Below are 12078 nucleotides of genomic sequence, written 5' to 3'. Positions count from 1 at the left end.
GAAAGTGCGGAGCCAAGAATGAGCGTAGAGACCGGCATCGAGAACATTTCCACCATCCTGGTCATTGGCGCGGGCACCATGGGACGGCAGATCGCGATGACCGCGGCCCTGGCCGGGTACGCGACCACCATCCAGGACATCTCCGCCGACGGCCTCGCCGCGGCGCGCGCCGAACTCGAGGGCTGGGCGGCCTCGCGGGTGGCCAAGGGCAAGCTGGAGAAGGCTGCGGCCACCGCGGCCCTGGACGCACTGGCCTACAGCACCGACCTGGACGAGGCTGCCGCCAACGCCGACTTCGTCATCGAGGCCGCCACCGAGCGCCTGGAGATCAAGACGGCGATCTTCGAAAAGCTCGGCGTGCTGGCCCCGGCCCACGCCATCCTGGCCACCAACTCCTCGACCCTCGGCTCCTCCAAGGTCGCGGCGGCCACCGGTCGGCCGGCACAGGTCTGCAACATGCACTTCTTCAACCCGGCCCTGGTCATGAAGTGCGTCGAGGTGGTCCGCCACGGGGAAACCAGCGACGCGACCGTGGCCACCACCATGGAGCTGGCCCGGCGCCTGGGCAAGGAGCCGGTGCTGATCAACCGCGAGATCCCCGGCTTCATCGCCAACCGCCTGATGGGCGCGATCCAGCGCGAGGCGCTGTTCCTGGCCGATGAGGGCATTGCCAGCATCGAGGACATCGACACCACCGCCCGCACGGCGCTGGGCCACCCGATGGGTCCGTTTGCGCTGATGGACATGGTCGGGCTGGACGTCATCGACTTCATCGCCCAGGCCACCCACGCGGAGACCGGCGCGGCCGAGGACGCCCCCAACGAGCGGATCGCGGCACTGGTGGCCGAGGGCAAGCTGGGCCGCAAGTCCGGCGCCGGGTTCTACCACTACGCCTAGACTGATTCCAAAGTCTTACGAGCACGGGCGAGGGCGTCCGGGATTGAGTTGAACCAGCCAAATCGCCGATTTGGGGAAATCAGCTGGGCAAAGACCTGGACACCCTTGCGACAGCGTTGTGCGCCTAGCCGGATGACTTTTTGAAGGGTCATACTAAACTTGCCCCGTGGCGGCCCGCAGTCGGGTTGCGACCCTGGATCACTGATGCAGGCCCTGCCTGGCTGGAATCGGGTGAAACGGCTGACGCGGGTACGTTCCAAGTGCTGGCAGTGTCGGGAAAGAGTGGGCCGGAGGACGAAATTTTCCCCCGGCCCTGCGGTCAACCGAGCCATCGGGACCGACCATCGGGACAAGGCCACGACGCGGGACCTGTATGAAATAAACCCTTGATTCCAGGTGATTCAAATGGGCCGATTACTGTCCAAGTCGATTGAGCAGCTGCTCGTCGCGCCACGCGACACGGTCTTCCCAGCGATCCAGCGGCAGCATCTGGCGACGTTGAGAAGTTACCTCTGCGACCAAATCCGGGGTCCATTCCGACGTATCGCCTCGTTCTTGGCCCATCCGGCGATAGGTGGGGCCCATGTTCTTGGCGTGTGCCGAAATTCCGCCCCTGGTATTTAGGTCAACCGTTTCGAAGGGACCCATGAAGGTCCAACGGCGTCCCAGCCCGTCGCGTACCACGGTGTCCACATCATCGACGCTCGCGACTCCATCTCTGACCAGCGCATAGGCCTCTCGCAGGATCGCGCCCTGCAGCCGATTAAAGATGAACCCCTCACATTCCTTGTTCACCAGCACCGGCGACATCCCGGCGCCGGCGTAAATAGCGTGTGCTCGCTGCACAACCTCGGCACGGGTCTGTGGGCTGGGCACCAACTCAATGACCGGAATGGCAAATGGCGGGTTGCCCGGGTGCGCAACCAGTGCCCGGGACTCCACTCCAGTGCTACCCGCCGAAGTCGTCGTGGTCATGAACGATGATGAGGACGCCACTATGCACCGATCATCGGTAAGTTCGGCCAGCTGGGCAAACAATGGACGCTTGATGTCCTCACGCTCGGGAACACATTCCTGCACCAGGTCGGCACCGCTTACGGCATCGGAGATGTCTGCGATCACGCGCAACCGTTCCGAAATCGCTTCAACCGGCTCCTCGAGCAACCCGTAAGATTCCAGGGTTCGGAGCCGGGCTGTCAGTTCCCCGGGAATGGCCGAGCGGCGGGTCGGATCGGGATCGGTAATGGTCGTCGAGTATCCGGCGCGCGTGAATACCACCGCGAACCCGACGCCGATGGAACCGCCACCGATGATCGCGGTCTTCAGCGCTGGAAACTTCCTAGCCATGGTGTGCTCCTATGGTCATTCCGCCACAAACGTAGAGCGTCTGGCCAGTGACAAATCCCGAACGATCATCGAGTAGGTAACTCACCGCATGTGCAACATCCCGGGGGGTTCCCATCCGGCGCACGGGAACAGAGCCGACGATGGCCTGGGTTTCCGGGGAATCAGCGGGGTTGGCTTTGCTAAAGAGATCAGTGGCAATCGGTCCCGGACCAACCGCATTGGCAGTGATTCCATGGGCACCTTCTTCCAATGCCCAGGTTCGAGTCATTCCTTGCAAACCTGCCTTGGTAGCCGCGTAAGCCGTGCGCCGCTCTTTGCCAAGTGCCGCGCGTGACGACATGGCAACAATGCGGCCGAATCCCGCTTCCCGCATTCCCGGGAGCAATGCCTGTGCGCACAGGAAGGCACTACGCAGATTCAGCGCGACGGCAGCGTCAAACTCGTCCAGGGTCTGGTCTTCCAAGAGATTCGGGAACACCGCACCAACATTATTCACCAGGCGCGTGATCGGACCGTCCTGCAACGCCACCTCGAGTGCGCTTCTCGTGGATTGCGCGTCCGATAGGTCACAAGGAATGGCCCCGGTGCCCTCACGATCCAGAATAATTGGCTGATAGCCGTCTTCCACGCACCGCTGGGCAATTGCTGCCCCAATCCCATTGGCACCACCGGTGATTAACACGCGCCGTGGTGCAGCTTTTTCTCTTGACATCAATTCCTCACTGTCCGAAATTTATCCCTATCGGACGATTATTTCCAGAACGCTCTTGGCCGGCCCGCTGCATGCATCGCAAGTGCCCGGTGGCGCTGGCGATGACGAACTGACCGGCCAAGAGCAATTAGGCCCGAACCGACGGCGCTTCGGCCATGAGGCGCTGCGCATCTCGGCTGGGGTTCATGAAGATCATTGCGATGATCGCGCCAACGATCGACACGAGCCCAAAGACTTGGAAGGACTGCGCATAGCCTGCGGCTGCGGTGGCTGCACCATCCACAATCGCACCGGTGATCGGGGGAGCCACGATGCCGGCGACTGCTTGAAGCGCCAGGAACACCCCAAGCGCACCGGCCACCTGGTCGGGAGGGCAGATCTGTGAAATTGCGGCGTTGGTGATTGGTGTGACGATGCAACCAACGCCGTAAGCGGCCGACACCACCAAAACCACGGTCATCGGAACATGGATCATCGGCAGGACGACCATTGTTGCACCGCAGAGCAGCAAGCCGACGCCCGGGACGATACCCCGGACGATCTTGGAGCTCACCCCGCGCACCATCAACTTGTCCGTGATCGCGGTGCTGACAAACATTGCGATCAGGGCGGCGATGCTCGGAAAGCCAAACATCGCTCCTGCCTGCAAACGGGTGAAGCCCAAGCCGACCTCGAAATAGGATGGGAGCCAGGTCAAGACGACGGTGATCAGGCCGTACATCGGCACGGCCGCAGCCAGAGCGCCAAGAAAGGTCCGGCTCAAGAAGATCCTGCTCCACTTGACTGCCGGCTTTTTTGCCTTGCCCTCAAGCTTAATCGCGGTGTTCTTGATAGCCGCGTAGGGGCCCGGCTTCCACACGAAGTACCAGAGGACACACCACAGAACGCCCAGACCGGCCAGCGCCAGGAACGAATAATGCCAACCGAAGCGGGCAATGATCAGGGCAAGCAACGGAGCCATGGCGATCTTGGCGGTCGAATTTGCTGCCGAGATGAAGGCACTTGGCAGTCCTCGCTTCTCCACCGGGTGCCAAGTGTAGGTTGCCGACAATACCAGTGCCCCGGAAGGCCCTTCGGCAAAGCCCAAGATTGCTCGCGTGACCAGGAGGACCGTGAAGCTGCCGACAACCACCATGGGCAACATCATGGCCGCCCAGATCAATGCCAATCCGATGAGGGCCCACTTCAGGCTGAACAACTTGTTGATCGAGCCAGCGAAGAATCCTCCAATGGTGAATGCGAAGAAGAAAACGCTGGCGGTAAGGCCGATCTGGCTTGAGGTCAGACCCAGTTCTTCCTTCAGCGGCTGGGCAACCAGCCCCAGCAACAATTTGTCGCTGTAGTTGATGGTGTAAAGGGCCATGAGCACCATGGTTAGGCCCCATGCGGTAGCTCGCGACTCGGGATTCTTCCCGGGCAGGGTTCTCGGCGTCTTCGTGGTGACTTGCGATTGCTCCGGAGGGGATCCGTTCGTTACGTTTGACATTTTCTACTCCCGTTCGTGAATATGGTTGCCGTCGTTTGGTTGGGACAGGCGACGGGTGTTAAGGGTGAGTTGGTATTTTGGGTCCTTGGTGAATCTCAGAGTCGTTCCAGGACCATGGCCATGCCCTGGCCGCCGGCCGTGCACATGGTTTCCAATCCGAACTGCTGGTCCGTGGATTGCAGGCCATTGATGAGCGTGGCTGTGATCCGTGCACCGGTCATGCCGAAGGGATGACCCAACGCGATCGCACCTCCATGGACATTGAGCTTGTCTTCCTCGATGTCCAGGGCGCGGGCGCTGCCGATGACCTGCACCGCGAAGGCCTCATTGATTTCAACGAGGTCGATGTCGCGCATACTTAACCCGGCGTGGGCAAGTGCCTGCTTGGAGGCCTCGATGGGGCCCAAACCCATGATCTCCGCCGACAGGGCCGATACTCCCGTGGAAACAATGCGGGCCACGGGCTTGAGTCCCAGCGACTTCGCCTTGGCGCCGCTGAGGATGATCGCCGCGGCCGCACCGTCATTCAACGGGCAGGCATTGGCAGCGGTCACCGTCCCGTTCTCACGGAAGACCGGCTTCAGCCCGCTGACCGAATCGAGTGTCGTGCCAAACCGGGGGCCGTCATCCTTGGAGACAATCGTGCCATCGGGCAGCGTCAGCGGGGTGATCTCACGTTCGAAGAAGCCTGCCTTGATTGCTGCTTCGGCACGATTCTGGCTCAGTACCGCCCACTGGTCCTGCTCTTCTCGGCTGATGCGAAGATGCTGTGCGACATTTTCGGCCGTTTGTCCCATGGAGATATATGCGTCGGGTACGAATCCCAGTTCGTGAGGATCTTGCCAGATGCCATCACCGGTTGCCAACCGGGCCGTTCGTTCTGCAGCCTGGCTGAACCGCGGGTTCTTGGTGTCCGGCCATGCATCCGAGGTTCCTTTGCCGAACCGGGACACCCCTTCAACACCGGCGGAGATGAAGGCATCGCCCTCTCCCGCCTTGATGGCGTGGAAGGCCATGCGGCTGGTTTGCAACGATGAGGCGCAGTAGCGTTGCACTGTCGTGGCAGGAATCCAATCCAGCCCAAGGATCTCGGCGACGATGCGCCCCACGTTGAATCCGGTCTCTCCGCCGGGCTGGCCGCATCCCATCATCAAATCGTTGATCAGATGCGTATCTAGTTCCGGAACCTGGTCAAGGGCAGCTCGAACCATCTGCGCCGCCATCTCGTCGCCGCGCAAGCTTGCCAGCGAGCCCTTGTGGGCTCGCCCGATAGGGGAGCGGGCAATGGAGACGATTACTGCGTCGTTGTCCTTGATCGCACTCATGCTGGTTGTTCCGTCGTTTCCAGCTGCACACCGGGAATCAGGCTGATGAATTCGGCGATACACACCGGCTTGGCGATGCCGTCTGCTTCGAGACGCACTTCGAACTTCAGCTGGATCCCGGCTCGTACCGATTCAACTGACTTCAAAGTCGTAAAACCGCGCAACACCGAGTCCACCGGAACGGAAGCCGGGAATCGTACTCGGTCCAATCCGTAGTTCAGGCGGCTCTTTGCATCCGGAATGCTCAGCAGCTGCTGGTTCACGCCGGCGATCAAGGAGAGCACCAGGAACCCATGGGCAATGGTGGAGCCGGCGGGAGTTGCGGCGGCCTTTTCAGGGTCCGTGTGGATCCACTGCCAGTCGCCGGTCGCTTCGGCGAAGCGGTTGATCCTGTCCTGGGTAATGACCTCGTCGGACGACGGACCGAGTTCGACGCCTACTAAGTTGCGCAGCTCGGGGATGGCCACCGATGCCTGTTGCTGGGTGTTAATGGGGTTCATGATGCGAGTTCCTTTAGGTATTTCTTTGCAGTGAGCGGGCCTACTGCTTCGGCAACGAAGACGGTGCTTCCGGAGCTGGTTCGCGCCTCGAATGAGCAGTGAACGTGAACCGTATCGCCGTTGGTCACCCGATGCGCGGTGGGGATGATGGTGACCGTTTCCCCGGTGATGCTGCTGCCCACGATCTTCGCGGCAAGCTTGCCGGAGCTTAGCCATTGGCTTGGCGAGGAGAATCGCGTCATGGTTTGGGAGGCAAGTTCGAAGAGATACATGCCCTGCAGGATCGTGCCCCCGAATTGTTCGGTGGCAATCCGCGAGTCGGTGTGGATTGGCCCGTCGGTAGCGGTCACGCGCCCAAATTCGTCAAGCAGCGACTGCACCACGACAAACTCGACGGTTTCCACCTGCCTCTTCGGGCCGGCCTGGCCGGGGTTTGTCCCTGCAGTGAACAACCCGAAATCGAATGAACGGCTGGTCGAGGAGTCGGGCTCCTCGGTTTTCCCTGGAACCACGAAGCTCTTGAAGGCGGAGATGACGTGGTGGGAGCCGGTGAAGACGCGGCACTCCAGGGTGAAGTTCTTCCTTCCGCGGCGGACGCTCTTGTCGGCCACCAGGACCAGCACGGTTGCCGGCTGATCTACCAATGCGGGAGCATGGAATTCCACGGATTCCTTGGAATGCACGGTTCCCTGTGGGAGTTCGATAAAGTCCTTGACCGCATGCAGCGTGTCGTAGGCCAGGCTGGGCGCCGTCCCGTCGGTGTATACCTGCTGCTGCGGGTCGACGATGTGCGCGAACTCCCGTGTGTGCTCGGCGTCAAAGGTTGAGCGGAACACTCCGAGCGTTTCTCCGGTGACCATGCTGTCCCATGACAACTGAACTTTGGAAGACATTGGGGGTTACCTCCGGTAATGGTGGTTGGTTAGATCAGGTGATGGGGGGAGGGCAGGTCATTCTTGCGAATCTTGCCGGTTGCGGTCATCGGAAGTTCAGCCAGGAGGTGGACCCTTGGCACCTTGTAGGTAGCCATGGATTCCCGGGCCCAATCCTGAATCTGTTCCGCAGTGGCTTTTGATCCGGAATGCAGCTTCACGAACGCGTGAACACTCTGCCCGGTCTTCCCATCGAGATGTCCCACGACGGCGACCGCTTCGATGTCTGGGTTTCGTGACATCAAGACCTCTACCTCGCTGGGAAAGACGCTCATGCCGTTGACCTTGAGCATTTCCTTCTGGCGTCCCAGGTAGTGCAGTGCACCATCGGCGGAGAGCTTGCCGGTGTCTCCGGTGAATACCCAGCCGTCCCTGAGCACGGCGGCGTTTTTCCCGGCGACTTGCCAGTAACCCTTGAAATTCGAGGGGGAGCGCAGGACGATTTCGCCGGCTTCCCCGAGCGGTATCGGCTCTCCGGTTGCCGGATCGACGATGATGAAATCCGTGCCGGGCATGGGCAGGCCCACGAAGACCGGCTCACTGAGAAGATCAAAGTCGTCGACTTCGAGTCCCGTGGTAAACGTATTGGAAGTATGTGACTCGGTCATTCCGAAACTGGATTCCCGCAGCACGCTGTTGCCTCCGGTGGCGCCTTCCCACTGGCGACGAATGTCCATGGACAGCCGGCGGGAGAAGGACATGGCGCGCAGGTGACGCAGCGAGCCGAGCTGCCGGGCGCTGTCTTCGGAGTTTTCCAAGAGTTCGAGGAAACTTTCCACGACCCCGCTCATGGCGGTCACCCGGTACTTCTCGATGGCCTGCAGACCGGCGGTAACATCCCAGCGCGCCAACAGGACAATCGTTGCTCCGGCAAAGAGGGGTGCGAGGATGCCATTGTTCTCACCGGAGATCCAGAAGATCGGGGTGAATGCGATGACCGCCTCATGTTCCACAGCCTCGGGGCCAATCAATCCCCATGCGATGGCGCAGTTGTGTCCCGCTACCACCATGTTGCGTTGCGTGTGCATGCAACCCTTGGGCTCGCCGGTGGTCCCACCGGTATAGTTCAGTGCCGCAAGCCCGTCGGGATCCATCTCCACCGGGGTAAGCGTCTGTCCGGAAATGAGACCTTCCCAAACGTTCTCGGTTGACTCGCTGGTGGTGTCAGGCTCAAGGAACTTGGGCAGTCGAATGGTTGGTTCATTCGGGACGAGGTCCTGAATATTGATCGGTGCGATGTGCCGTACGGTGGTCATATCCGCTGCACTTACAACGTTCATGAGGTAATTGGGAGCAACAAGGATACTAATGGCCGCGTCGTTGGCCTCGTACTCTAGTTCGCTGCGCTTGAACATCGGGTTGATCGGAACGTGAACGGCTCCGGCCTTGAGCGTTCCCAGCATGAGAACTATGAATTGCGGGCAATTGGGCAGGAATAGTCCGACCCGGTCACCGGGACGAACCTTATGGCGTTGCAACCATCCGGCAAAGCTGTCGCTCCACTGGTCGAGTTGGGCGTAGGTGATGTTGGTGCCGTAGAACTGGATGGCCGTGCGATCCGAGTAGTCGCGTGCGTTGCGCCGGAATATCTCGATGAATGTTTGGCCCTCGAGCTCCTGCGGGAAATCCCGAGGGATGTGAGTCGGCCAGATCGCTTCCTGGAGCTGACGGATTTCCCTAAGTTGTGCCTCGACCCGGAGGATCCACTGCTGGTCGTTAGATGTGGCGCCCACCGGCAACCTCCACAACGATTCCGGTGATGTAGCTGCTCAAATCAGAGCCGAGGAAAAGGGCGGCGTTGGCGATGTCGCGTGGATCGCCGGCACGGCCCAACGGGATTTCCTTCTCGCGGGCGGCAAAGATGTCTGCGGGCATTGCTGCGGTCATCGCCGTCTTAATCAGGCCCGGCTGGATCGCATTGACGCGTACGCCCTTGAACCCAACTTCCTTTGCTGCGGACTTGGTAAGACCGACGATACCTGCCTTGGCTGCGGCGTAGTTGGTCTGGCCGATGTTTCCGACCTTTCCGGACATCGAGGACATATTCACGATGGAACCGTGACCCTGCTCTCGCATGATGTCGGAGGCTGCCTTGGTGCCAAGCCAGCATCCAAGCAGGTGGACCTGAATGACTTGGTTGAACTGTTCCATGCTCATCTTGCGCATGGTGGCATCGCGGGTGATACCTGCGTTGTTAACCATGACGTCCAGTGAGCCGAATTCGGTAACTGCACAGTTTACAAGTGCTCGAACGTCTTCCTCGTTGGTGACGTCACAGCCGATCGCCTTGGCCTGGAAGCCTGCATCGTTGAGTTCTTGAGCGGCTTTCTGTGCGCCTTCTATATTGACGTCCGAGACGACAACCTTGGCTCCCTGCTCGGCAAATACCTGACTGATTTCGCGGCCAATACCTTGGCTGGCACCCGTAACAACCGCAACTTTTCCATCGAGCATTTTCATGGATTCTCCTGATTTGTGGCTTTGACTAGAGATGGACGCGACTGAGATCTAGAACTCAGTCGGTGGTGACTGAAGCCACACCATCACTCGTTGTTTATACAATATATGATATTCGAAATTTGGCAACACCTTGCTAGGGAAGGTGCGGTCGGCCCTTTTCTGGCAATCCAGGTTGCCCAAGCTTGCGGGACTCGTTCCTTGGTAAGCGTGGTGGCCGCGCTAGGATATTAGATATGTCTTATAGGAAATTGTCGTGAGCCAGTCCATGCCGTCGGGGATTCTTCAGCCTAAGCAGCTCAGTAACCACATTGCGGAGCGCATTCGCGCCGACATTCTCGGAGGCGTGAGACATCCTGGCGAGTTTTTGCGCCTTGATGAGGTTGCCCAGCAGCTCGGCGTAAGTGTTACTCCGGTCCGTGAGGCGCTCATGGGCCTTAGTGTCGAGGGGTTTGTTCGACATGCGGAGCGACGTGGCTTCATTGTGTCTGCGTTGAAGCGCGGAGACCTGGAGGATCTCTACACGCTGCTTGCGGAAGTGTCCGGACGCCTGACCGAGCGTGCGGCTTCAGCTGCGACGCCCCACGATCTTGAACAGCTAGAGATCGTTCACAATCGAATGATCCGAGCCGCCGAGCTTGAGGATTTCGAAAATGTCGAACGGGCGAACGACGAATTTCACCGAATAATCAACAGGGCGGCGGACTCGGCCAAATTGGCGTGGATTCTCCTGAGCATCCTTAAGTACGTCCCAACGCGCTTTTATGCCAACATTACTGGCCTGACGAACATGCTTATCGAGCAACATGGCAACATCCTCGAAGCGATCAAAGGCCAAGATCCCAAGGCTGCCTATGAGGCCATGTATGAGCACGAGAAGCTTGCCATGCGGGAAGTCATTGAGAATCTCGAGCGCCGGGGAATCTTCGAATTGGAACCACAGGAATAGCGATTCCGGCTCCCCCTGGCCCCCCGCCCGCAGAATCATATAAAGTATATGAAGATGCCTCGTTGGATTCGCCCGCGGCAACCGTAACCAGAAATTGGGTCCCACTATGCATGCGACAGAGTATGAGGTCCGCGTTCCTGTTCGATGGTCGGACCAGGACATTAACGGGCACGTCAACAATGCCACCATCGTCACGCTGATCGAGGAATCTCGCATCCAGTGGTTGAACAGGGACGCCGAAGCCCAAGGGCTCGTGTTGTTCGCGGGCCCCAAAGTGGTTGTTTCCCTCAATGTGGACTACACAAATTCGGTAACCTCAAAGACCGATCTGAGCGTATCAATCTCAACCGAAAAAATCGGTGAGACGTCATTCACGTTGCGTTACCGCGGCATGCAAAATGGTCTCGAGGTATTCCGCGCCCGCACCGTCCTAGTCGCGCTGGACCCGGAAACGCAGAAGCCACGACCGATCTCCGCAGGCGAAGCCGCGTACCTTCAATCACGGCTTGTTCCGGCTGGCTGACAGCCCGTTCTGCGGGGCATCTAAACGCCAGCCGTTTCAAGTTCGAGTTCCCTCGGTGAATCTTTGGGCCGGAATGCGGGCAACGTATCGAACCGCTGACTAGGCTCCCAGATCTGGAACGCACGGCCGGAGGCTAGCCAAAGATCAAAGCTGAATTACCCAACTGCCTCATGGGATCTCCGCAAAAGTCCAGAGGCCTTCGGTCGCACCGACAGTCGAGCGTGATCGCGTGAGGCATCCCGGCGAACCGGGCAGCTCAATCAGCGTGACGTTTTCCAGAGGATGTTTTCTGGGGTGTGGTCGACGAAGTAGGCCAGCCTTCGGGGGCCTTGATGGGCGGAATGCTGGCAGTCAGTGTTCACCTGCGCCGGAAAGCCCGTAGATGCGGGTCCTGCCCCAAGGGAGGAGCCGCTCGCGCGAGTTTCCGTTGCCTGCGATGCGGGTTCGCCAGTCGCGGGCGTCCGTTGAAGCGAAAGGCTCGCCAGCTCGCCCCTCGACATCGAAGGAGCCGGGGCGGGGCTGACGGAATTCGGCCATGGTTACGATTCATTGACTTGACGTTTCTGATCTCCGCATTCGCGGACATGCTGGTGAGCCCGCTTGTTCGCCTTGCCGGCGGAGCGCTGGCGCTTCCCTGGATTGCACTACTTGCGTTTTCAGTACCTTGAATCCGTTCAGGGTGTTCGGCTTTCCGTGTGATGTGGGGCTTGCTGGCCTACGAAACCGGGCGAGCCAAGCCCGGAATCTGCACGATGAGGAAGTAGATCGGCCCCGGCGGTCGCGAAGTCAATCGCCGGCTCGATCATATTGGCCGCGGACCTGATCGATGGCATCGCGTTGGCGCCGGTGCATTTGAGCGTGCGGCGTCATGGTTTCTGGCGTTGAACCACCCCCATCAGGAGGGGCAGAGCGGCCGTTCGGCAGGTGCGGAACCACCGCATCCGCATGGT

Annotated in this window: 11 protein-coding genes; 3 read left to right on the top strand and 8 right to left on the bottom strand. The window is 59.8% G+C overall.

The window, feature by feature from the left end; genetic code table 11:
- Window positions 1-18: 18 nt before the first annotated feature.
- On the top strand, window positions 19-897 hold the full coding sequence (locus AC6CHY_RS09440; protein ID WP_217388426.1) for a 3-hydroxyacyl-CoA dehydrogenase family protein: 879 nt from the start codon (window positions 19-21) through the stop codon (window positions 895-897).
- A gap of 414 nt (window positions 898-1311) precedes the next feature.
- Here AC6CHY_RS09440 and AC6CHY_RS09435 read toward each other — a convergent pair whose 3' ends face one another.
- The 8 genes from AC6CHY_RS09435 to fabG all read right to left on the bottom strand — a co-directional run bounded on the left by AC6CHY_RS09435 (window position 1312) and on the right by fabG (window position 9659).
- Complete coding sequence (locus tag AC6CHY_RS09435; RefSeq protein ID WP_217388427.1) at window positions 1312-2244, bottom strand: 3-hydroxyacyl-CoA dehydrogenase; 933 nt, start codon at window positions 2242-2244, stop codon at window positions 1312-1314.
- Window positions 2237-2956, bottom strand: coding sequence for an SDR family NAD(P)-dependent oxidoreductase (locus AC6CHY_RS09430; RefSeq protein ID WP_217388428.1), 720 nt, complete (start codon window positions 2954-2956; stop codon window positions 2237-2239). Before AC6CHY_RS09430 ends, AC6CHY_RS09435 begins: the two co-directional genes overlap by 8 nt.
- A gap of 127 nt (window positions 2957-3083) precedes the next feature.
- A complete protein-coding gene (locus AC6CHY_RS09425) occupies window positions 3084-4319 on the bottom strand; it encodes an MFS transporter (RefSeq protein WP_254455955.1) in 1236 nt (411 codons plus the stop codon).
- Window positions 4320-4537: 218 nt separating this feature from the next.
- Window positions 4538-5767, bottom strand: coding sequence for an acetyl-CoA C-acetyltransferase (locus tag AC6CHY_RS09420; protein ID WP_217388430.1), 1230 nt, complete (start codon window positions 5765-5767; stop codon window positions 4538-4540).
- Window positions 5764-6267 (bottom strand): MaoC family dehydratase, encoded by a 504-nt coding sequence (locus AC6CHY_RS09415; protein WP_217388431.1) that lies wholly within the window; start codon window positions 6265-6267, stop codon window positions 5764-5766. Before AC6CHY_RS09415 ends, AC6CHY_RS09420 begins: the two co-directional genes overlap by 4 nt.
- A complete protein-coding gene (locus AC6CHY_RS09410; RefSeq protein WP_217388432.1) occupies window positions 6264-7160 on the bottom strand; it encodes a hypothetical protein in 897 nt (298 codons plus the stop codon). The genes AC6CHY_RS09415 and AC6CHY_RS09410 overlap by 4 nt, the downstream gene beginning before the upstream one ends.
- 29 nt (window positions 7161-7189) lie before the next feature.
- Window positions 7190-8932, bottom strand: coding sequence for an AMP-binding protein (locus AC6CHY_RS09405; protein ID WP_217388433.1), 1743 nt, complete (start codon window positions 8930-8932; stop codon window positions 7190-7192).
- Window positions 8916-9659: a 3-oxoacyl-ACP reductase FabG gene (gene fabG / locus AC6CHY_RS09400; protein WP_217388434.1), complete on the bottom strand. Its 744-nt coding sequence runs from the start codon at window positions 9657-9659 to the stop codon at window positions 8916-8918. Before fabG ends, AC6CHY_RS09405 begins: the two co-directional genes overlap by 17 nt.
- Window positions 9660-9912: 253 nt before the next feature.
- On the opposite strand from fabG, the gene AC6CHY_RS09395 reads away from it, so the two are divergent.
- Complete coding sequence (locus AC6CHY_RS09395; RefSeq protein ID WP_217388435.1) at window positions 9913-10605, top strand: GntR family transcriptional regulator; 693 nt, start codon at window positions 9913-9915, stop codon at window positions 10603-10605.
- A 106-nt stretch (window positions 10606-10711) separates the two neighbouring features.
- The gene (locus tag AC6CHY_RS09390) at window positions 10712-11128 is read left to right on the top strand and encodes an acyl-CoA thioesterase (RefSeq protein ID WP_217388436.1); all 417 of its coding nucleotides are present in this window, start codon (window positions 10712-10714) and stop codon (window positions 11126-11128) included.
- Window positions 11129-12078 lie beyond the last annotated feature (950 nt).

The organism is Paeniglutamicibacter sp. GQ140, from assembly GCF_059759235.1.
The sequence above is the reverse complement of the archived record's forward strand: the minus strand, read 5'-3'. Positions and strand labels throughout refer to the sequence as shown.

What these genes read in the sequence shown, in the direction of transcription:
- AC6CHY_RS09440 (WP_217388426.1), top strand. Translation starts at nt 19, where the DNA reads ATGAGCGTAGAGACCGGCATCGAGAACATTTCCACCATCCTGGTCATT.
- AC6CHY_RS09435 (WP_217388427.1), bottom strand. Translation starts at nt 2,244, where the DNA reads ATGGCTAGGAAGTTTCCAGCGCTGAAGACCGCGATCATCGGTGGCGGT.
- AC6CHY_RS09430 (WP_217388428.1), bottom strand. Translation starts at nt 2,956, where the DNA reads ATGTCAAGAGAAAAAGCTGCACCACGGCGCGTGTTAATCACCGGTGGT.
- AC6CHY_RS09425 (WP_254455955.1), bottom strand. Translation starts at nt 4,319, where the DNA reads ATGGCCCTTTACACCATCAACTACAGCGACAAATTGTTGCTGGGGCTG.
- AC6CHY_RS09420 (WP_217388430.1), bottom strand. Translation starts at nt 5,767, where the DNA reads ATGAGTGCGATCAAGGACAACGACGCAGTAATCGTCTCCATTGCCCGC.
- AC6CHY_RS09415 (WP_217388431.1), bottom strand. Translation starts at nt 6,267, where the DNA reads ATGAACCCCATTAACACCCAGCAACAGGCATCGGTGGCCATCCCCGAG.
- AC6CHY_RS09410 (WP_217388432.1), bottom strand. Translation starts at nt 7,160, where the DNA reads ATGTCTTCCAAAGTTCAGTTGTCATGGGACAGCATGGTCACCGGAGAA.
- fabG (WP_217388434.1), bottom strand. Translation starts at nt 9,659, where the DNA reads ATGAAAATGCTCGATGGAAAAGTTGCGGTTGTTACGGGTGCCAGCCAA.
- AC6CHY_RS09390 (WP_217388436.1), top strand. Translation starts at nt 10,712, where the DNA reads ATGCATGCGACAGAGTATGAGGTCCGCGTTCCTGTTCGATGGTCGGAC.